Source organism: Rhizobium sp. SYY.PMSO, assembly GCF_046840415.1.
Classification (GTDB): Bacteria; Pseudomonadota; Alphaproteobacteria; order Rhizobiales; family Rhizobiaceae; genus Rhizobium.
Map to the genome: position 1 here is coordinate 1,460,009 of NZ_CP177349.1, position 19,340 is coordinate 1,479,348.

Sequence of the window (19,340 nt, forward strand, 5' to 3'; positions counted from 1 at the left end):
CATGCCCATGAACCCCGGCGACATTGAAGACATGATCAAGGCTGGCATTCCAGGCGCCAAGGTGACGATTCGCGACCTGGCCGGGGATGGCGATCACTATGCTGCCGAAGTCGTCGCCGAAGCCTTCCGCGGCAAGAGCCGCGTACAGCAGCACCAGATGGTCTATGATGCCCTGAAGGGCAATATGGGCGGCGTGCTGCACGCCCTGGCGCTGCAGACCTCAGCGCCCGATTGAGAAAGCCTGCATTTCCTCGCCGGAGTTGAACGTCAGCTCCGGCAGTTTCTTCGATGAGAACTCCGCGAAATGCGAGGCCGGCAGCGGACCGGCCGTCATCAGCGTGAAATCGAAAAAAGCCTTCACATCGGGGCCGAGCACATATTGCCGGTGAACCCGCAGGAAGTCGCGCTTGATCTTGGCATAGTGTTGCGCAGACAGCATCTGCTTGAAGCGTACGAACAGGATCGAAGCCTGCTCGGCATCCGCATGGCCGCAAACGGCGGCGACCTTGGCCTTATAGAAATGGATTGCGTCGGTCAGACAGTGAACGTCGAGCCAGAAGATTTCCTTGCATCGCGCGATCGATCCGACGCGCGAGCGCAGTACGGACGCCGGCCTCATGAGGGCACATTGCAGGATGGCGCTGCCAAGCGTCATGAACACCACGCGCTTGCCCTGCAGCAGGTCCGGCTCCCGCTCGAGCAGCAGGCCGATTACATGGGTCGCGACGGATGAGCCCATGCTGTGAGAGGAAATGACGATTTCGTCGACACCCGGCTCGTCCAGCGCCCGGCGCACGCTGATGGCGCTCGCCTCCAGCCATTGTTCCGCGCCAAGCCCGTTCAAGTCAGCCATCGCCACGGCCATCTCCCAGTCGGAGAAAAGGTGCAAGGTATGCAGCTTCTCGGCCTGCGGTAGAAAGACATACACAAAGAAGGCGATGGCCAGGGCGATGCTGCCGATATGGCTCCAGGCCGGCAGCCCGAGAATATGGGGCGCGAATGCGATCACGAGGCTGAGGAGCAAGCCCACGAACATCAGAAGGAAAGGAAAGACGAAGAACAGGCCAAAGCGCCAAGCATAACGGAAATAACCGAACATCCCGCCCGTAACGGCAACCTTTGCAGCCGCGCGATAACCCTGCACCAGCCGCGCGAAGAACGGCCTGCCGTTGAGGCCGGCCACCAGATCGTTGTGATCGACGATATGAATGCGGCTTTGCGTGTGCCAATCCGCGCTGCTTGCAGTGACGTCGAAATAGGGCGCCCGACCGAAATTCTTCAAGCCTTCGACAGAGGCGGAAAAATCCCAAACGGCGGCGCTCTGGCGGGCCGAGCGCTCGTAGCGGGCGCGATGCGCGGCAGCATCCAGCGGCTCGAAGCCAGGGAAGTGGAGAACCACCCTCTTCTTGATATTATCCATATTGCGGTCTGTCCCCGGCGCGCGCCAGCACATCGATGAATTTTGAGCACCGGCAAGACCATGGGCTGCCGGCTTTTTCATGGCAGCACATTACCAAATCATCCTGAAAACAAAAAGATAAGATCACGCACCTGCACATCTGGAATCGGCGCGGAAAGGCGGATCGTCGGGATAAGTCAGCATTCCCGGCCCGGATATGGCGAGATTTCGGCGCAAGAATCCGCAGGCGGCGCGGTCATGACCTTTTCGACGATGGGGGGCGTCGTCGGTTGCTGCGTGGGAGCGGTCGAAGCTCGGTAGCCAAAGGCGATGCTCAGGATCAGCACGATGGCGCTCACGGTTACGGCGCTGTTGAGAACCGAAGGCTTTGGCGTGCGGACATGCTCGTAATATTCCCGCTCGCCTTCGCTCGTATCCTCCGAACTGTAAAACTCCCGCTCTTCACCAACTTGCCCGTCGGAATAATGATGGTGGCTCATGGTGTCCGCTCCCTCAAAATCGAATGCAATGTTCACAAGGGACCGATACGCGCCAAATCGCATCAATCGATAGATTCTAACAAACATACCGGTCGCCTGTAAAATGAATAGCAACCTAATATTAATCGTCCCTTGCTTTTATTTTATGTGTGTTGTTCAGCCTTCGAATTGAAGGCGCGTTTTCAAAACGCACTGTTCAAAAAATACGACTAATTGACCGATTCCGCGCTCTTGCCTGACCACTGATGCCGGAAATCCATTCATGCGATGAAAAAGACGACGCCTACGTTTTGCGGCTGGAAATCCCGCCGGTCGCTTGCTATTTAAGAAGCAGATTTAACGCTGCGGACCTTGACCCCGCATGTGAAAGGAACCGGACAATGAGCGGCATTCACGAATTCATCGAAAACGAAGTTAAGAACAACGACGTCGTTCTCTTCATGAAAGGCACGCCCCAGTTCCCGCAGTGTGGTTTCTCCGGCCAGGTGGTCCAGATTCTCGACTACATCGGTGTCGACTACAAGGGCATCAACGTCCTTGCCGATGCTGAAATCCGTCAGGGTATCAAGGACTATTCCAACTGGCCGACCATTCCGCAGCTTTATGTAAAGGGCGAGTTTATCGGCGGCTGCGATATCGTGCGCGAGATGTTCCAGGCGGGCGAGTTGCAGCAGCACCTCCAGGAGCACGGCATCAGCGTTCGCGGCGCCGCCTGACCGGTCACCGGGCTTTTCGTCCGGTTTCCATAGTTAAATTCGATCGATAAGGCGCTGCCGCCGGGCGGCGCCTTGACATGTTTATGGGAATAAAACCGTGACGACTACATCCCAGGCTATGTCTCATGGGCAGCTGCCCATGGGCAAACGTGAGTTCATCGCACTCGCGGCCTTTCTGATGGCGATCAATTCGCTCGCAATCGACATCATGCTCCCTGCCCTGCAGCAGATCGGCTCCAGTCTCGGCGTTATGAACGAGAACCATCGCCAATACGTGGTGACGGCCTATCTGATCGGCTTCGGCGCGGCGCAGCTCTTCTACGGTCCCCTGTCGGATCGCTTCGGCCGTCGCATACCCTTGCTGATCGGCCTCACGATCTACGTCATCTCCGCTTTCGGCATCGCGACGATACCGTCCTTCGCCGGCCTGCTTGCCCTGCGCTTCATCCAGGGCCTCGGCTCGGCGGCGACCCGCGTCATCACCATTTCCATCGTCCGCGACGTCTTCGGCGGCCGCCTGATGGCCGAGGTGATGTCGCTGATCATGATGGTCTTCATGATCGTCCCCGTCATCGCGCCGGGCAGCGGCCAGATCATCATGCTGGTCAGCACCTGGCATATGATCTTCGTCTTCATCGGCGCCATGGCGACGCTCGTGGGGATATGGATGTACTTCCGGCTTCCGGAAACGCTGAAGCCGGAAAACATACGTCCGTTGACCGTCAGGTCCGTCGCGTCCGGATTCAAGATGGTTCTGACCAATCGCGTCGCGCTCTGCTATACCATCGCCAGCACCTTCCTTTTCGGTGCGCTGTTCGGCTTCATCAATTCGGCGCAGCAGATCTACAACAATATCTATGGCCTCGGCGTCTACACGCCGCTGGCATTCGGCGGTGTCGCGCTGTTCATGGCCCTGTCGTCGTTCGTCAATTCACAGTTCGTCGGCAGGTTCGGCATGCGGCGCCTGTCGCACACGGCCCTGCTCGGCTTTGTCGCCATAACCTTCTGTTGGCTGCTGGTGCAGCTTTACGGACCGGCGCCGATGCCCTTCCCGCTGTTCATGGTCTTCTTCGCGCTGGCGATGTTCCAGTTCGGCTGGATCGGTTCGAATTTCAATTCGCTCGCGATGGAGCCTCTCGGCCACGTTGCCGGCACCGCCTCGTCCGTGCTTGGCTTCATGAGCACGGTCGGCGGAGCATCGATCGGCGCCTGCATCGGCCAGTTTTACAACGGCACTGCGACGCCGATGGTCATAGGCTACTTCACCGTTTCCATCATCGGCGTCTTTTTCGTCCTGATCGCCGAAAAGGGGCGGCTCTTCCGGCCCCACAATGCGCCACCGCCCGCCGATCAGTCCCTCGCTTTGCATTGACAGGCAAATTCATATGACCCCGCCTCAAGGACAAACACCGGCAAAATCCGGAGCCAGCCGCATCGGCCTCGGCATCGTCGAATTCATCATCATGATCGCACTGATGACGGCGAGCATTTCACTGGGCATCGACAGCATGCTGCCGGCGCTGCCGAATATCGGCCAGTCGCTTCATGTCGCCAACCCGAACGACACCCAGCTCGTCATCGGCGTCTATTTCCTCGGCTTCGGCATCTGCCAGCTCTTCTTCGGCAGCCTGTCGGACACCTATGGCCGCCGGCACATCCTGCTCGGCGGTCTGGCCTTCTACACGGTGACGCTGTTTGCGGCCGCATGGAGCGGCAGCCTGTTCGCGCTGCTTGCACTGCGCTTCGCGCAAGGGGTTGGCGCCGCGGCCGTCCGCATCACCACGCTTGCCATCGTACGCGATTGCTTCGGCGGGCGTGAAATGGCGCGTGTCATGTCCTACGTCATGATCGTATTCATGATCATGCCGATGGTCGCGCCCTTCGTCGGCCAGATGATCGTTGCCTATTCGAGCTGGCAGTGGATTTTCATTCTGCTCGGCATCGCCAGCGCCGGCCTCTTCCTGGTCGCCTTCTTCCGCATGAAGGAGACGCTTCCCGCCGAGGAGCGCCTGCCGCTTTCGGTCTCCTCCGTCGTGTCCGGCTTCAAGACCGTGCTCACCAACCGCATCACCTGCGGCTACATGATCGGCCTGACGCTCTATACCGGCGTCATCAGCGCCTACATCGTCTCGGTGCAGCAGGTTTTCGGCGAGGTCTACGGTCTGGGCGACTGGTTCCCGATCGCCTTTGCGGCAACGGCGGCCGGTACGGCCGTAGCGCAGTTCGCCAACGGCTATTTCGTCCGCAGCTTCGGCATGCGGCGCATTTCCCACGCCGCCATGATCGTCTTTACCGTGCTGGGCGCTGTCGGGTACGTCGTCGGCATGTCCGGCCAGCCGAGCTTCACGTTCATCTATGTGCTGATTTCCTTGATGCTGATGATGTTCGCCGTCATCACCACCAACTGCATGGCCATCAGCCTCGAGCCGATGGGACATCTGGCCGGTACGGCAGCCGCCATCACCAGCTCGATCTCCACCACCGGCGGCGTCGTGCTCGGCGGAATTGTCGGCCAGATGTTCGATGGCACCGCTCAGCCGCTGATTGCCGGCTTTACCATATTCGGTGCGCTGTCGATCCTGGCGACCCTCTGGGCGGAACGCGGCAAGCTCTTCACCCATCCCGGCGACACGCCGACGCTGGAGCCGGGCATGGGTCACGTCTGAACGGCGGGACGAACCTTTTACGCGCCGCTGCGCGGGCGATTGACCCAGCGCAGCGCCGCGGCGATCGTCAACCCCAGCAGGGGCCAGATCGCCCAGGGCGTGCCATGCCAGGTGAAAAGATTGATCGCCACAAGTCCGACACCGGTGATCGCCATCCTGGCAATACCGATATCGACCTGCTTGCTGCTGCGCGCGAAGCGGAACGCAGCGACCCAAAGAATGGCGAGTATCGGCCATTTTGCCCAGAATTCGCCGTGCCAGGTCAGCATGTTGAGCGCAGCAAGGCCGATGACGACGACAAGCGATATCCCGATGCTCCGCCGCCAGTCCTGCAGGGCAGGCTCTTCCTGCGCCGCGACGCCGGGCACGCGCGCCGGGGCAGGCTCCGGCGCTGAGCGATAATCGGCGGCGGTATCGACGACCTGCACCCCGCCGATCCGCACTGCATAGCTCGGCACGCCGCCCTCGATATTCTTCACTTCCAGCTGACCGAGAAAATCGAATCCGACCGCCACCTTGTTTCGGACCTGATCGTAGACCGTATTCGAAATGACGATGCCGCCGGCAGCGGCGCGAGACTGAAGACGCGCGGCGATATTGACGCCGTCACCATACAGATCGTTGCCGTCGGCAATTACATCCCCGAGATTGAGGCCGATGCGGAAGAGCATCTGCTTGCCGGGATCGCTTGCCGCATTATAGCCGGCAAGCTCGTTCTGGGTGTCGATTGCCGCGCGCACCGCCTCGACGACGCTTGGAAATTCGGCGAAGACCCCATCGCCCCAGGTGTTGACGACCCGGCCGCCATGCGCCTCGATCAACCGTTTCATCGCGTCGCGATAGCGGCGAAGGGTCGATAGCGTCCCCTCCTCGTCCTTCCCCATCAGGCGCGAGTAATCCTGCACGTCGGCGCAAAAGATCGTGGTCAGCTTGCGGCTTGTTTCGGACATCGACTCTCATCCCGGCAGCGGGCGCCCACCAGGGTTCCCGCCTGTTGCTAGGAAGATAGCCTTCCCGTTGCCACTTTCCAAGTGGCCGCGCCGACTATGGCATCGCGCGGGCCGCCTTAAAGCGTGAAGACCTCGCGCCGGAGCAGCTCCCAGGTATCCTTGTCGACGGCAACCAGCAGGCCGCCATCCAGATGATGCGGCAGATAGGGCGAGCTGTCGAAACGGCGGACATAGGCGCCGGCTTCCTGGGAAATCAGCGCTCCCGCCAGGTGATCCCACGGCATCAGCTTATTGTACATCAGATAGTGCACATAGCCGCCCGCGAGCGTGCGGTACTCGTGAGCCGCGCAGCGATAGCTCGTCGTGTAGCGCACCTTGGCGAGATTGCCCATGATCTCGGCGCGCTTCTCCTTGGGCAAATAGCCGGTGGCTGCCATGCCAACCAGTTCTTCCAGCGCGACCGACTGGCTTACGTTGAGACGCAGCGTCTCGCCATCCGGCCGGCGCAGCCACGCGCCGCTGCCACGCTCCGCCAGCACCCAGTCGTCGCCCATCGGATCGAAGATGATGCCGGCGACCGTCTCGCCCTTGGACACGACGGAGGCCATGACACCGAAGGCCGGAATTCCGGCGGCGAAATTGAACGTGCCGTCAACCGGATCGACGATAATGGCAAGATCGGCATCCGCCAGCTTCTTCAGCAAGGCCGGGTCGGCGGCAACCGATTCCTCGCCGATGAACAGCGCCTCGGGCCACAACCGCGAAACCTCCGCCTTGACCATGCGCTCCGCACGCTCGTCGGCCTCCGTCACCAGATCGGTCGCCTCGCTCTTGGCGCGGACATCGTCGCTGCCGAGCCTGCGGAAACGCGGCAGGATCTCCGTCTGTGCCGCGCGGCGCAGCACATGAGCGAGGGTCGTAACGTCAACGAGCGATGTCATGCTTCTTCCTTTTCTGTCAGGCGCCGATGATCTCGCGACGGATCATCCGCCAGCTATCCTCATCCGGCGCAGAGATAATGCCGCCTCCGGTTTCGCCCGGCCTGTAGGGCGCACCATCGAATTTGGCGGTATAGCCGCCGGCCTCCTGATGTGCCAGGACGCCGGCAAGATGATCCCACGGCATCAGCTTGGAATGGCCGATGAAATGCCATTTGCCCGAGGCTGCCATCCAATATTCGTAAGCCGAGCAATTGAGCGAGAAAGCGATCCGCGTCTTCGACAGATTGCTGCAGATGCGCGACCTGTCCGGCTCATCCATATGAGCCCAGGATATAGAACCCGTCATCTCCTTCAAAGGAGCGGCGGCGGCGACGGAAAGCCGCCGCACCTGGCCGGTCTTCCGGCGCAGGAACGTTCCCGAGCCCTTCATGGCGGTCACTGTGTCGCCCAGCACGGGATCGTGAATGATGCTGGCGATCGTCTCGCCGTTGGCGACGACGCCAACCATCGTCCCGAATACCGGCAGGCCAGCTGCAAAATTGAACGTGCCATCGACCGGATCGATGATGAAGCCCAGCTCCGCATCGGCCAGGGCCGGCACGACGGACCTGTCGGCTTCATAGGCCTCTTCACCCACGATAAGAGCAGTCGGGAAACGCGCCTTCAGCGCCGACGTGATATGCTGCTCCGCCAAAAGGTCGGCCTGTGTGACGAGGTCGACGGCCGAGGTTTTTTCCGATATGTCGTCAGCGTCCAGATTGCGAAATCGCGGCAGGATTTCCCGCGCCGCCGCTTCGAACACGATCGTCATCAAGTGATCGAAATCTGTATCGGAGAAAGTCATTGGAAGCCTCTGCTTTGGGAAGGCCCCTCTTATGCCCGATTCGATGACGCAGGTGTGGCAAAAGCGCTGAATTTACGCCGTGTCGCCCGAAGATTTCCCGGTCATCAGCGCCGCGAAATCAAACAGCTTCGGATCGAGCAGATGCGACGGATTTACATGCGCCAGCGCGCGCAGCATCGTATCCTTGCGACCCGGCATGCGCCGCTCGATATCGCCAAGCATGTCCTTCATGGCGTTGCGCTGCAGCCCATCCTGCGAGCCGCAAAGATCGCACGGAATGATTGGAAACTGCATGGCGGCGGCAAATTTCGCGAGATCGTCCTCCGCCGCATAGGCAAGCGGGCGCAGCACCATCAGATCGCCCTCGTCGTTGAGAAGCTTCGCCGGCATGGAGGCCAGCCGGCCGCCATGGAAGAAGTTCATGAAAAAGGTTTCGAGAATATCCTCGCGATGGTGCCCGAGCACGAGCGCCTCGCAACCCTCCTCGCGGGCGATGCGATAGAGATTGCCGCGGCGCAGGCGCGAACAGAGCGAGCAATAGGTCGCGCCCTCGGGCACCTTCTCCTTCACGATGGAATAGGTGTCGCGATATTCGATGCGATGCGTAACGCCGATCTTCGTCAGATATTCGGGCAGGATATGCTTCGGAAAGTTCGGCTGGCCCTGATCGAGATTGCAGGCGATCAGTTCCACGGGCAGCAGACCGCGCCATTTCAGGTCGAGCAGCAGCGACAGCAGACCGTAGGAATCCTTGCCTCCGGAAAGGCCGACGAGCCAGCGCTTCTGTCCCTTCAGCATCTGGAAGTCTTCCATTGCCTGGCGCACCTGCCGCAGCAGGCGCTTGCGCAGCTTGTTGAAGGAAACGGAACGCGGCGCGTCGGAAAACATCGGATGCACGGCAGAGCCGCCATCTTCGGCCTCGATGTCGATTTCGTCCTTCACCGTCGTTGCGATATTCATCCCGTCATCCCCGGCGCATAACGACATGCGCAAAATCCAAAGTGCGACTGCATTCGCTGCCTGCCCCGCAGCGCGGGCGGCACTGTCTTATCTCGCCACGCTGATAGCAGAAAGCAAGGCGAGAAGACACCGTGTCAATCGCCGAACACCGACCAGCCCGTGCGCGCCGCAAGCATTTCCAGCGCCACCGCGCCGAGCTGCGAATTGCCGACCTTATTGAGGCCCGGCGACCAGACGGCGATCGAGCCGATGCCCGGCGCCACGGCCAGAATGCCGCCGCCGACGCCGCTCTTGCCCGGCAGGCCGACATGATAGGCGAAATCGCCAGAGCCGTCGTAGTGGCCGCAGGTGAGCATCAGCGCATTGATGCGCCGCGCCCGCTTCGGCGAGACGACGGAGTGTCCCGTTATCGGGTTGCTGCCGCGCGCGGCGAGATAAAGCCCCGCCTTGGCAAGCTGCCGGCAGCTCATCGACAGCGCGCATTGATGGAAATAGACGCCGAGCACATGCTCGACCGGATGGTGGATATTGCCATAGGCGCGCATGAAATTAGCGAGCGCGAAATTGCGGTAGCCCGTCTGGGTCTCCGAGCGCGCGACCTTGTCGTCGATGCTGATCGTCTCGTCATCGGCAACATAGCGCACGAAGCGCAGCAATTCGCCGATAGCCTCGCGCGGCTCGTGTCCCGCCAGCACGACATCGCTGACGGCGATCGCACCCGCATTGATGAAGGGATTGCGCGGTATGCCCTCCTCCCGCTCCAGCTGGACGATGGAGTTGAAGGCCGTACCGGACGGCTCGCGGCCCACGCGCTTCCAGAGGCTTTCCCCGACCTTGCCGAGCGCCAGCGTCAGCATGAAGACCTTGGAAATACTCTGGATGGAAAAGGGAACGGCGGCATCGCCGATGCTATGGAGATCGCCGTCCGCCGTGGCGATGGCCATGCCGAACTGCTTCGGATCGACCTTTGCCAGTTCCGGAATGTAGTCCGCAACCTTGCCCTCGCCGATGCGCGGCAAAAGCTCGGCATAAATGCCGTCGAGAATGGCCTGCAAATCCGTCATGAGGCGCTCCAAAGACAAAAAAGCCGCTCGAACCGAGCGGCTTTTCATTCATCAAGAAAGTTATCCGCTTATTAACGCGAATAGAATTCGACGACCAGATGCGGTTCCATGACGACGGCGTAAGGCACGTCGGCAAGCGACGGAACGCGAGCGAAGGTCGCAACCATCTTGTTGTGGTCGACTTCGATGTAGTCCGGAACGTCGCGCTCGGCGAGCGAAACCGATTCCAAAACCGTTACGAGCTGCTTGGACTTTTCGCGAACTTCGATAACGTCGCCAGCCTTGCAGCGGTACGAACCGATGTTGACGCGAACGCCGTTGACCGTGACGTGGCCGTGGTTGACGAACTGACGGGCAGCGAAGACGGTCGGAACGAACTTGGCGCGGTACACGATCGCGTCGAGGCGCGATTCGAGCAGGCCGATCAGGTTTTCCGAGGTGTCGCCCTTGCGGCGGTTGGCTTCGTCGAAGGTGGCGCGGAACTGCTTTTCACGCAGGTCGCCGTAGTAGCCCTTCAGCTTCTGCTTGGCGCGCAGCTGCACGCCGAAGTCGGAAAGCTTGCCCTTGCGGCGCTGGCCGTGCTGGCCCGGGCCATATTCGCGGCGGTTGACCGGGGACTTCGGACGGCCCCAGATGTTTTCGCCCATGCGGCGGTCAATTTTGTACTTGGACGATTCGCGCTTGCTCATCGCATTTCCTTTCAAAGTGTTGGGCGACCCGTTGCCGGACCGCGAAGGAAACACGCCCTCCTCTGAACTCCGTTTTCGAGCTCTGACAGGCTTCTCACGTTAGCGAACGGACGAAGCCACGGGACATGTCAAATGAAACACCGGACATTTCTGCCCGGCGTTGGGGCGGTCTCTAAGGGGTCGTCATGAAAATGTCAACAGCGGTATCGAAGAGAATCTCGGCTTCAAGAAGTATGTTCGCCGCGCCATTCCTCCGGCACCTCTGGCAATAACGGCATAAGCTCATGCTTTCTCTTTGCAGTTTCGTCAGCGCCATTGCCCATCACCCGATTTCATCAAGCATGCGGCACCCCATGGCAAAGGCACGCGCATCGCCACGTTCGATCAAAGCGTTGGCGATCACCTTCGCCTTCTGCGCTAAATCGGGCAGCCGGTCCAAATCTATATTGTCAAGAAGACGAACCCCGTAGCGACCAACCGCCTCTTCTATGTCTTCCTGAAGACGTTCTTTTCGCTGACGATATTCGGCTCGCATTTCCGCCGCTTGCGAGAGGATGTCATCGCGGCGGGCCGCCGGAACCAGAACTTCCACCCTCACGAGGTCGGAAGCTCCGCCGGTCTTTCTGTATCGCTGGATTCTATCACGCGCCGCCATGAAGCCATCTCCTATGGAGGCAATATAGGCGTATCCGGGATACGGATCAACTGCGCAGCTATTCCGCCGCCGCCTGCTCGCCGCCGTCCAGATCGGGGGCATTGGCGTCGCCTGGTGCTGTCTGAGAACCCATATCCGGGAAGGCAACGATCCGCTTGCCGGAAAAATCCGTATGAACGACGACGCTGCCCTGTTCCTCGAAATAGCTGAGAAGCCGCCGGGCGCGTCTGGCCGAATGGGTGCCGTAGGCGCGGGCAATGCGGGCGTCGGACGGGCACGGCTCGCCGCTGATGGCCGCCTTCGCCAGCATCAGGAAGACGCCTTGGAGGTCGTCGGTAACGCTGGAGGAAAGCGAGAGCGCCGTTGCCCACTGGTCCGTCGCCATGACCTCCTCGTCGGCACCGGAACGGGCAATCGCGACGCGACGGCGAAATTCGGACAGGCTCATAGGAGCGCCCGGAACGCGGCGCATGCGCAGCCGCACGAGAAACTCCTGATAGAGCACCGAATCCGTCCGGAAACCGGAAGCCGGATCGTCGAGAATTTCGGAGAGCACGGCATTCACCCTTGCCTCGCGATCCTCGCTCGACAGTTCCGGCTGACTGGCCTTAGGCTCCGCGGGCGCTGGGCTTGCTGCCGGCACGGAACGGGAAAGCTCGGCCAGAATATCGGTCGTCGGGCGCGGCGCCGGCGTCGTGCGACGAACAACAGCCCGCGTGAATTCCTCGGGGTCCGGCGTGAAGATCAGATCTTCGACGTCCTGCGGCGCATCCGGCAGCGGCATCAGCTTCGGGCTGGAGGAACGCGCCGAGGTCTCCACCGCGCCGATGGTGATCGGCAGCGGCCGACGCGAGAGTGCTGGCCCGAGCGCGACGAAATTACCGCGCTTCAGGTCGCGGAACATTTCCGCCTGCCTGCGGTCCATGCCGAGAAGATCGGCGGCGCGGGCCATGTCGATATCGAGGAAAGTGCGGCCCATCAGGAAGTTGGAGGCCTCCGCCGCAACGTTCTTGGCGAGCTTCGCCAGGCGCTGCGTGGCGATGACGCCGGCAAGGCCGCGCTTTCGGCCGCGGCACATCAGATTGGTCATGGCGCCGAGCGACATCTTGCGCGCGTCTTCCGAGACGTCGCCGCCAACCGAAGGCGCGAACATCTGCGCCTCGTCGACCACGACCAGCACCGGATACCAGAATTCGCGATCGGCATCGAACATGCCGTTCAAAAAGGCGGCAGCAGCGCGCATCTGCTGCTCGATATCGAGCCCTTCCAGCGTCAGCACGCAGGAGACGCGATGCTGGCGGATACGGTTGGCGATGCCGGCAAGCTCGGCTTCCGTCCGCTCGCCATCAACGACGACGTGTCCGAACTTGTCGGCCAGCGTGACGAAATCGCCTTCTGGATCGATGATGACCTGCTGCACCCACTGCGCAGACTGCTCCAGCAGCCGCCGCAGGAGATGCGATTTGCCGGAGCCGGAATTGCCCTGCACCAGGAGACGCGTCGCCAGCAGCTCCTCGATATCGAGCTGGGCGCTGGTCCCGCCGGACGCCGTTCCCATGTCGATTCCGACCTGCAATGCACTTCCCCTATGAGCAAGAATCAAACGTGGATACGCCCCATCTTTCTGAAAGGACGCGCCTCCGTCTAGCAAAGATTTCCAAGCTTCGCGCCCGTGGATTGAAAAAACCCACAGGCGATTGCAGATGTCAGCGGAACCGCAGATTGGCCCGCGAAAGCTGGCTGACCGAGGTGCAGCCCATCAGCTTCATGTCGCGCTCGACTTCGGTGCGCAGATGCTTCAGCGCCCGCTCCACGCCCGCCTGACCGGCAGCGGCCAGCGGATAGAGATAGAAGCGGCCGAGACCGACGGCCTTGGCGCCGAGCGACAGCGCCTTCAGCACATGCGTGCCGCGCTGGACGCCGCCATCCATCATCACGTCGATGCGGTGGCCGACGGCATCGACGATCTCCGCCAGCTGGTCGAACGCGGAACGCGAGCCGTCCAATTGTCGGCCGCCATGGTTCGAAAGCACGATGCCGGTGCATCCGATATCGACGGCGCGCTTGGCATCCTCGACGGACATGATGCCCTTGAGGCAAAACTGCCCGTCCCAATGCTTCACCATCTCGGCGACGTCGTTCCAGTTCATCGACGGATCGAGCATCTCTGTGAAATACTTGCCGATCGACATGGCGCCGCCGCTCATGTCCACATGCTCGTCGAGTTGCGGCAGGCGGAATTTCTCGTGCGTCACATAGTTCAGCGCCCAGGCCGGCTTGATGGCGAACTGGGTGACGCCCGCGAGATTGAGCTTGAACGGAATGGAAAATCCGGTGCGAAGATCGCGCTCGCGATTGCCGCCGGTGATGCTGTCGACCGTCAGCATCATCACGTTGACGCCGGCTTCCTTCGCCCGCTCCATCATCGCCCGGTTCAGCCCGCGATCCTTATGGAAATAGAACTGATAGACCTGCGGCCCCTCGTGCTTCTTGCGAATTTCCTCAAGGCTGACGGTGCCGAGCGAGGAGACGCCGAACATCGTGCCGAGTGAGGCCGCTGCGGCGGCAACCGCGTTCTCGCCCTGATGATGGAATAGCCGCTGCAGAGCCGTCGGCGAGCAATAGAAGGGCGTTGCGAGCTTTTGTCCCATGACGGTGACAGACATGTCGATCTCGCTGACCCCGCGCAGGACGTTGGGAACGAGATCGCAGCTTTCGAAGCTCGACGTGTTTCGCCGTAGCGTCACCTCATCGTCGGCTGCGCCGTCGATATAGTTGAAGATCGGACCGGGAAGACGCTTTTTCGCAAGCAGGCGAAAATCATGAAAGTTATGGCACTCACGCAGACGCATGGCTTCCCTCGACAACAACACAGCAATCGTTCTCAAAAGACATCAACTATCGAGCTCCCAATATCCCGCCGCTCGGTCAGACCGCGCATCACATCCGATGCAGGCGTGCTTCCCATTTGTAAAGCACATCCGGCTCCTTCTCCTCATTGCCTGCCCCGTCCGACTCGTCAACCACGAAGAAGCCATGCTTCTCGTAAAAGCGGCGCGCCGGCACGTTTCTCTTGAATGTCCAGAGCGAAAGGACCGGATAGACCGATTTGGCGACATCGAGCAGGCGGGTGCCGATACCACGCCGCTGCGCCTCGGGCAGAACGTAGAGCTGATCGATCCAATCTTCGAGAAAGGCTATGACGCCGACAAGGCGGCCGCCCTCTTCCGCGCCCCAGACCTGGCAATCCTTATAGACGGCAGCGCTCCAGAAGCCGACATCCTCTTCCGGCGTGTGAAGCCCGGCAAGCGTCGGCAGCCGCTCGTTGAAGGAAGCGCGATGGACGACCGCAGCCGCCGGCATGTCCGCGAGATCGAGTTTACGCAATGAAATCTTATCAGTCATTCATCAAGCCTTGAGTCCAAAACCCTGCATCAGCCGCCGGGTGGGAAAATCCGGCGCACCGGAGGTAAAGACAGCGAAGTCGAAATTGTCGGGATGAACGGCATCGGCCACCTGCGGCACCAGGCTGCGCGCCCGTCTTGCGATCGCCTCGGCCGGATCGAGCCAATCGACCGGCCATGGCGCGAGCCTGCGGAAAATATTGGCCATGAAGGGATAATGCGTGCAGGCGAGCACGACGATATCGGTCTTGCGGCCATCCAACTCGACGAAGCACTGATCGATCTCCGTCATGACAGCCTCGTCCGCGATCGCATCGCCGCGGATATAGGCCTCCGCCAGCCGCGCCAGATTTTCCGATCCCACCAGCCGAACATGACATTGCGTGGCGAAGGACTGAATTAAATCACGCGTATAGGCGCGCTTGACGGTGCCCGGAGTCGCCAGCACGGAGACCAGGCCGGAGCGCGTTCGCTCCGCCGCCGGCTTGATCGCCGGCACAGTCCCCACAAACGTCATCTGCGGAAAAGCGGCACGCAGGTCGGCGCCGACAAGCGTGAAGGCCGTGTTGCAGGCGATGATGCAGACTTCCGGATCGTATTGTGCCAGCAGCTTGACGAAGATGTCGACGATGCGTTCCTTCAGCGCTTGTTCTTCCCAGCCGCCATAGGGAAAGCCGGCATCGTCGGCAATATAGATGAAACCGCGCTCCGGCATCAGCACCCGCGCTTCGCGCAGCACGGTCAGGCCACCGATCCCGGAATCGAACACGAGGACCGGTTTCAGCTCATTCGCCGTTGCTGTCATCGCTCGTGGTTTCCTTGGGAGCTTTGGAGGGCCTGGGATGCGAGCCGCTGCCGCGGGGCGATTTTCGTGTGAAGCGGTCGAGAGACGAAATCACCCCGCGCAAGACGCTGATTTCCTGTTCGGTGAACGCGCGGCGCGAGAGGACAGCCCGGAGATTGTCGACCATTTTCGGCTTTTTCCCGGCTGGATGGAAATAATTGCGGGCATCCAGCGCCTCCTCCAACTGGTCGAACAGGCCGAAAAGCTGTTCCTTCGTAGAGGGCCGCTGCTCGATCGCCTGGAACGGCACGGCACCCAGATCCTCCATACCCGATTTCATCCATTCATAGGACATCAGCAGAACGGCCTGGGCGATGTTCAAGGAGGCGAAAGCCGGATTGACGGGAAAGGTGACGATCTCGTCGGCCAGCGCCACCTCCTCGTTGGTCAAGCCCCAGCGCTCGCGCCCGAAAAGAATGCCGCTACCCTCGCCCGCCTTGAACCGGGCGCGAAGCGTCTCGGCCGCGACGACCGGAGAACGCACCGGCTTGTAGCCGTCACGCTCGCGCGCCGTCGTCGCATAGACGAAATTGAGATCGGCTATCGCCTGTTCCAGCGTCTCGTAGACCTTCGTCGCCTCGATGATGTGATCCGCCTTCGAAGCGGTCGCCTGCGCCCTTTCGTTCGGCCAGCCGTCACGCGGATTGACCAGGCGAAGCTCGACAAGCCCGAAATTCGCCATGGCGCGCGCCACCATGCCGATATTCTCGCCCATCTGCGGCTCGACCAGAATGATGGCCGGCCCCTCGGCCAGAAGTGGACGTTCGCTGTTGGTGCCTGCCATGATGCCCTGATCTCCGCGCGCGAACCCACTCGCGCCAATTACGGGTCGCAATAGCGAGACACCGGCCGATCGGCAAGGTTTTTACGCAGGAACCGCAGAACGAGCCGCATCCGATTTACTGCGGATTGGCCGGCTTCTGCTGATCCGACGGCTGCTGGGTCTGGTCAGCCGGTTGCTGCTGCTGCTGTTTGACGAGATCCTGCATCACGCTCTTCAGCGAGCTTGGATTGCCGTTGTCGTCATTCGTGACGATATCGTCGACGACGGGCCTTCCATCCTCCTCGATGACCTCGAAGCGCACGGTCGTCACCTTCTGGTAATCGGCATCGGAGCCCATGCAGGTGGACTTCTTGAAGGTTGCCAGCACCTCGGTCACATTATCCTTGGGCGGCTGGGCGGCAATCTTCACATCCTCCAGCGGACAGGCGTCCTGCGCGTTGACGATGACATCATAGTCGAATGGCGAGATGCCATCCTCGTCGGCCGCGGGAAATTGCGCTGCAGCCTCGTATTTCGCCGCGAAATCCTTGCTGTAGATATCCTTGAGCTTGCTCTCGTCGAAAATATCCTGCCAGTCGCTGTCGCCGCCCGCCCAGTTGGAAACGGTCGCGTCCATGATGGCCTTGACCGGCGTGGTCGCATCGGCCGCCAACGCCACCTGCGCGCCGAACGGGATCTGAAAGAGCGTGAAGGCAAGTGCGGCTGCGGCGTATTTCTGCATGACGTGATTCCGTGGCTACAGGCAAAACTTGCGCGACATTAGTCCCATCGGTCGCTTTGGCAATGGCCCGATCGCAAAAAGCGGCCGATGTCACGAATGATCAAAAACGCGATGCCGGAGGCTCTATCGGCTTTGCGTTCGGGGCTTGCGGTGTTATAGCGCTCGGGACTTCACATTCACCACAGGACCATCCGGTCCCATCAGCTTAAACGAGGCAGAAGTATGAAGAAGATCAAGGTCGCTAACCCCGTTGCCGATCTCGATGGCGACGAAATGACTCGCATCATCTGGCAGTTTATCAAAGACAAACTGATCTACCCCTACCTCGATATCGATATCGACTATTACGACCTTTCTGTCGAAAACCGCGACGCGACCAACGACCAGGTCACCATCGATGCCGCCAACGCCATCAAGAAGCACGGCGTCGGCATCAAGTGCGCGACGATCACGCCGGACGAAGACCGCGTCAAGGAATTCAACCTCAAGCAGATGTGGAAGAGCCCGAACGGCACGATCCGCAACATCCTCGGCGGCGTCATCTTCCGCGAGCCGATCATCTGCAAGAACGTGCCGCGCCTGGTTCCGGGCTGGACCAAGCCGATCGTCGTCGGCCGCCACGCTTTCGGCGACCAGTATCGCGCCACCGACTTCAAATTCCCCGGCAAGGGCAAGCTGACCATCAAGTTCGTCGGCGAAGACGGCCAGGTCATCGAAAAGGAAGTCTTCAACGCTCCGGGCGCCGGCGTTGCCATGGCCATGTACAACCTCGACGAGTCGATCCGCGAATTCGCTCGCGCTTCGATGATGTACGGCCTGATGCGCAAGTGGCCGGTCTACCTGTCGACGAAGAACACCATCCTCAAGGCCTATGACGGCCGCTTCAAGGACATCTTCGAAGAAGTCTACCAGAACGAGTTCAAGGCTCAGTTCGACGAAGCCGGCATCACCTACGAACACCGCCTGATCGACGACATGGTCGCCTCCGCCCTGAAGTGGTCCGGCGGCTACGTCTGGGCCTGCAAGAACTACGACGGCGACGTCCAGTCCGACACGGTTGCCCAGGGCTTCGGCTCGCTCGGCCTGATGACCTCGGTTCTCCTGACGCCGGACGGCAAGACGGTCGAAGCCGAAGCCGCGCACGGCACGGTTACCCGCCACTACCGCCAGCACCAGAAGGGTCAGGAAACCTCGACGAACTCGATCGCCTCGATCTTCGCCTGGACCCGCGGCCTCGCTCACCGCGCCAAGCTCGACGACAATGCCGAACTCGCGAAGTTCGCCTCGACGCTCGAAAAGGTCTGCGTCGATACCGTCGAAGCCGGCTTCATGACCAAGGATCTGGCGCTGCTCATCGGCCCCGATCAGCCGTGGCTCTCGACCACCGCCTTCCTCGACAAGATCGACGAGAACCTCAAGAAGGCCATGGCCGCCTGAGCCTTGTCGACATGGAGAGATACGAAAATCCGGCCTTAGCGCCGGGTTTTCTTTTGCCCGGAATCTTGCCGAGGCGACAAACGAATGGCGACAATGCGCGCAACAAAAGGGAGAGAGAAATGACCGAGGAACTCGTTTTCTATACCAATCCGATGTCGCGCGGACGCATCGCCCGCTGGATGCTGGAGGAGATCGGCCAGCCCTACCGCACCGAATATCTCGATTACGGCACGACGATGAAGGCCCCGGAATATCTTGCCGTCAATCCGATGGGCAAGGTGCCGGCCATCAGGCACGGCGATACCGTCGTCACCGAAGGTGCTGCCATCTGCGCCTATCTGGCCGAGACCTTTCCGCAGGCAGGACTTGCCCCGACGGCGGCCGAGCGCGGCCGCTACTTCCGCTGGATGTTCTTTGCAGCCGGACCTTTCGAGATGGCGATCACCAATCGCGCCCTCGGCTTCGAAGTTCCGCCGGAACGCCTGCGCATGGCCGGCTGCGGCAGCTTCGCAAACGTGCTCGATGCCATGGAGCACGCCGTCACCACCGCGCCGTTCATCGCCGGTGATCGCTTTACCGCCGCCGACGTCTATGTCGGTTCGCATGTCGGCTACGGCCTCAATTTCGGGACGATCGAAAAACGGCCGGCCTTCATCGATTATTGGAGCCGGGTCAGCGACCGCGACGCCTACCGCCGCGGCAACGAGATCGACAATGCGGCCATGCCGAAGCCGGCTAATTCCTGAAATTACAGGATATTAGAGTA

General features: G+C 60.8%; 21 protein-coding genes. 6 read left to right on the forward strand and 15 right to left on the reverse strand.

The genetic code is table 11. From position 1 onward, the window contains the following. Position 1 precedes the first annotated feature (1 nt). On the forward strand, positions 2 to 235 hold the full coding sequence (locus ACJJVH_RS07130; protein WP_004108912.1) for a BolA family protein: 234 nt from the start codon (positions 2 to 4) through the stop codon (positions 233 to 235). Here the strand turns inward: ACJJVH_RS07130 and ACJJVH_RS07135 are convergent. Both ACJJVH_RS07135 and ACJJVH_RS07140 read right to left on the reverse strand, forming a co-directional pair. Further along, positions 221 to 1,420, reverse strand: coding sequence for a hypothetical protein (locus ACJJVH_RS07135; RefSeq protein WP_113435065.1), 1,200 nt, complete (start codon positions 1,418 to 1,420; stop codon positions 221 to 223). The two genes, ACJJVH_RS07130 and ACJJVH_RS07135, sit on opposite strands and share 15 nt — an antisense overlap. Positions 1,421 to 1,596: 176 nt before the next feature. Beyond that, complete coding sequence (locus tag ACJJVH_RS07140; RefSeq protein ID WP_412064990.1) at positions 1,597 to 1,899, reverse strand: hypothetical protein; 303 nt, start codon at positions 1,897 to 1,899, stop codon at positions 1,597 to 1,599. Between the two features lie 380 nt (positions 1,900 to 2,279). Between ACJJVH_RS07140 and grxD the strand changes: the two genes are divergently transcribed. The 3 genes from grxD to ACJJVH_RS07155 all read left to right on the forward strand — a co-directional run bounded on the left by grxD (position 2,280) and on the right by ACJJVH_RS07155 (position 5,281). Continuing rightward, positions 2,280 to 2,615, forward strand: coding sequence for a Grx4 family monothiol glutaredoxin (grxD, locus tag ACJJVH_RS07145; RefSeq protein ID WP_113371222.1), 336 nt, complete (start codon positions 2,280 to 2,282; stop codon positions 2,613 to 2,615). Between the two features lie 139 nt (positions 2,616 to 2,754). Next, positions 2,755 to 3,987: a multidrug effflux MFS transporter gene (locus tag ACJJVH_RS07150; protein ID WP_112797533.1), complete on the forward strand. Its 1,233-nt coding sequence runs from the start codon at positions 2,755 to 2,757 to the stop codon at positions 3,985 to 3,987. Positions 3,988 to 4,000: 13 nt separating this feature from the next. Beyond that, entirely contained in the window at positions 4,001 to 5,281 is a 1,281-nt protein-coding gene (locus ACJJVH_RS07155; RefSeq protein ID WP_113394078.1) for a multidrug effflux MFS transporter, read from the forward strand. Between the two features lie 17 nt (positions 5,282 to 5,298). Here ACJJVH_RS07155 and ACJJVH_RS07160 read toward each other — a convergent pair whose 3' ends face one another. From ACJJVH_RS07160 to ACJJVH_RS07220, 13 genes are all read right to left on the reverse strand, one after another. Next, positions 5,299 to 6,231 carry an adenylate/guanylate cyclase domain-containing protein gene (locus ACJJVH_RS07160; protein WP_113385628.1) on the reverse strand — a complete coding sequence of 311 codons (933 nt, stop codon included), beginning with the start codon at positions 6,229 to 6,231 and terminating at the stop codon, positions 5,299 to 5,301. Between the two features lie 116 nt (positions 6,232 to 6,347). Continuing rightward, positions 6,348 to 7,172, reverse strand: a complete 825-nt coding sequence (locus ACJJVH_RS07165; RefSeq protein WP_113356808.1) for an inositol monophosphatase family protein — start codon at positions 7,170 to 7,172, stop codon at positions 6,348 to 6,350. A gap of 16 nt (positions 7,173 to 7,188) precedes the next feature. Continuing rightward, positions 7,189 to 8,016 (reverse strand): inositol monophosphatase family protein, encoded by an 828-nt coding sequence (locus ACJJVH_RS07170; protein ID WP_112797539.1) that lies wholly within the window; start codon positions 8,014 to 8,016, stop codon positions 7,189 to 7,191. 72 nt (positions 8,017 to 8,088) lie between these two features. After that, positions 8,089 to 8,976 carry a tRNA 2-thiocytidine(32) synthetase TtcA gene (ttcA, locus tag ACJJVH_RS07175; RefSeq protein ID WP_412064991.1) on the reverse strand — a complete coding sequence of 296 codons (888 nt, stop codon included), beginning with the start codon at positions 8,974 to 8,976 and terminating at the stop codon, positions 8,089 to 8,091. Positions 8,977 to 9,110: 134 nt separating this feature from the next. Further along, entirely contained in the window at positions 9,111 to 10,040 is a 930-nt protein-coding gene (locus tag ACJJVH_RS07180; protein ID WP_112797542.1) for a glutaminase, read from the reverse strand. 71 nt (positions 10,041 to 10,111) lie between these two features. Beyond that, entirely contained in the window at positions 10,112 to 10,729 is a 618-nt protein-coding gene (gene rpsD / locus ACJJVH_RS07185; protein ID WP_112797543.1) for a 30S ribosomal protein S4, read from the reverse strand. A gap of 322 nt (positions 10,730 to 11,051) precedes the next feature. Further along, positions 11,052 to 11,384: a hypothetical protein gene (locus tag ACJJVH_RS07190; protein ID WP_412064992.1), complete on the reverse strand. Its 333-nt coding sequence runs from the start codon at positions 11,382 to 11,384 to the stop codon at positions 11,052 to 11,054. Positions 11,385 to 11,442: 58 nt separating this feature from the next. Further along, a complete protein-coding gene (locus ACJJVH_RS07195; RefSeq protein WP_113356806.1) occupies positions 11,443 to 12,960 on the reverse strand; it encodes an ATP-binding protein in 1,518 nt (505 codons plus the stop codon). Positions 12,961 to 13,090: 130 nt separating this feature from the next. Beyond that, positions 13,091 to 14,236 carry an alpha-hydroxy acid oxidase gene (locus ACJJVH_RS07200; protein WP_113394074.1) on the reverse strand — a complete coding sequence of 382 codons (1,146 nt, stop codon included), beginning with the start codon at positions 14,234 to 14,236 and terminating at the stop codon, positions 13,091 to 13,093. 88 nt (positions 14,237 to 14,324) lie between these two features. Continuing rightward, a complete protein-coding gene (locus tag ACJJVH_RS07205; protein WP_412064993.1) occupies positions 14,325 to 14,789 on the reverse strand; it encodes a GNAT family N-acetyltransferase in 465 nt (154 codons plus the stop codon). Between the two features lie 3 nt (positions 14,790 to 14,792). Beyond that, positions 14,793 to 15,593 carry a glutamate racemase gene (murI, locus tag ACJJVH_RS07210; protein ID WP_112797552.1) on the reverse strand — a complete coding sequence of 267 codons (801 nt, stop codon included), beginning with the start codon at positions 15,591 to 15,593 and terminating at the stop codon, positions 14,793 to 14,795. Then, positions 15,574 to 16,416: an RNA methyltransferase gene (locus ACJJVH_RS07215; protein ID WP_112797554.1), complete on the reverse strand. Its 843-nt coding sequence runs from the start codon at positions 16,414 to 16,416 to the stop codon at positions 15,574 to 15,576. Before ACJJVH_RS07215 ends, murI begins: the two co-directional genes overlap by 20 nt. A gap of 115 nt (positions 16,417 to 16,531) precedes the next feature. Beyond that, the gene (locus ACJJVH_RS07220; protein ID WP_113503420.1) at positions 16,532 to 17,137 is read right to left on the reverse strand and encodes a hypothetical protein; all 606 of its coding nucleotides are present in this window, start codon (positions 17,135 to 17,137) and stop codon (positions 16,532 to 16,534) included. 222 nt (positions 17,138 to 17,359) lie between these two features. On the opposite strand from ACJJVH_RS07220, the gene ACJJVH_RS07225 reads away from it, so the two are divergent. Further along, positions 17,360 to 18,574, forward strand: coding sequence for an NADP-dependent isocitrate dehydrogenase (locus ACJJVH_RS07225; protein ID WP_112797558.1), 1,215 nt, complete (start codon positions 17,360 to 17,362; stop codon positions 18,572 to 18,574). A 119-nt stretch (positions 18,575 to 18,693) separates the two neighbouring features. Then, entirely contained in the window at positions 18,694 to 19,320 is a 627-nt protein-coding gene (locus ACJJVH_RS07230; protein WP_113422910.1) for a glutathione S-transferase family protein, read from the forward strand. Positions 19,321 to 19,340: the final 20 nt, after the last annotated feature.

Coding starts and splice junctions, on each gene's coding strand:
- ACJJVH_RS07130 (WP_004108912.1), top strand. CDS start 2: ATGCCCATGAACCCCGGCGACATTGAAGACATGATCAAGGCTGGCATT.
- ACJJVH_RS07135 (WP_113435065.1), bottom strand. CDS start 1,420: ATGGATAATATCAAGAAGAGGGTGGTTCTCCACTTCCCTGGCTTCGAG.
- ACJJVH_RS07140 (WP_412064990.1), bottom strand. CDS start 1,899: ATGAGCCACCATCATTATTCCGACGGGCAAGTTGGTGAAGAGCGGGAG.
- grxD (WP_113371222.1), top strand. CDS start 2,280: ATGAGCGGCATTCACGAATTCATCGAAAACGAAGTTAAGAACAACGAC.
- ACJJVH_RS07150 (WP_112797533.1), top strand. CDS start 2,755: ATGGGCAAACGTGAGTTCATCGCACTCGCGGCCTTTCTGATGGCGATC.
- ACJJVH_RS07155 (WP_113394078.1), top strand. CDS start 4,001: ATGACCCCGCCTCAAGGACAAACACCGGCAAAATCCGGAGCCAGCCGC.
- ACJJVH_RS07160 (WP_113385628.1), bottom strand. CDS start 6,231: ATGTCCGAAACAAGCCGCAAGCTGACCACGATCTTTTGCGCCGACGTG.
- ACJJVH_RS07165 (WP_113356808.1), bottom strand. CDS start 7,172: ATGACATCGCTCGTTGACGTTACGACCCTCGCTCATGTGCTGCGCCGC.
- ACJJVH_RS07170 (WP_112797539.1), bottom strand. CDS start 8,016: ATGACTTTCTCCGATACAGATTTCGATCACTTGATGACGATCGTGTTC.
- ttcA (WP_412064991.1), bottom strand. CDS start 8,976: ATGAATATCGCAACGACGGTGAAGGACGAAATCGACATCGAGGCCGAA.
- ACJJVH_RS07180 (WP_112797542.1), bottom strand. CDS start 10,040: ATGACGGATTTGCAGGCCATTCTCGACGGCATTTATGCCGAGCTTTTG.
- rpsD (WP_112797543.1), bottom strand. CDS start 10,729: ATGAGCAAGCGCGAATCGTCCAAGTACAAAATTGACCGCCGCATGGGC.
- ACJJVH_RS07190 (WP_412064992.1), bottom strand. CDS start 11,384: ATGGCGGCGCGTGATAGAATCCAGCGATACAGAAAGACCGGCGGAGCT.
- ACJJVH_RS07200 (WP_113394074.1), bottom strand. CDS start 14,236: ATGCGTCTGCGTGAGTGCCATAACTTTCATGATTTTCGCCTGCTTGCG.
- ACJJVH_RS07205 (WP_412064993.1), bottom strand. CDS start 14,789: ATGACTGATAAGATTTCATTGCGTAAACTCGATCTCGCGGACATGCCG.
- murI (WP_112797552.1), bottom strand. CDS start 15,593: ATGACAGCAACGGCGAATGAGCTGAAACCGGTCCTCGTGTTCGATTCC.
- ACJJVH_RS07215 (WP_112797554.1), bottom strand. CDS start 16,416: ATGGCAGGCACCAACAGCGAACGTCCACTTCTGGCCGAGGGGCCGGCC.
- ACJJVH_RS07220 (WP_113503420.1), bottom strand. CDS start 17,137: ATGCAGAAATACGCCGCAGCCGCACTTGCCTTCACGCTCTTTCAGATC.
- ACJJVH_RS07225 (WP_112797558.1), top strand. CDS start 17,360: ATGAAGAAGATCAAGGTCGCTAACCCCGTTGCCGATCTCGATGGCGAC.
- ACJJVH_RS07230 (WP_113422910.1), top strand. CDS start 18,694: ATGACCGAGGAACTCGTTTTCTATACCAATCCGATGTCGCGCGGACGC.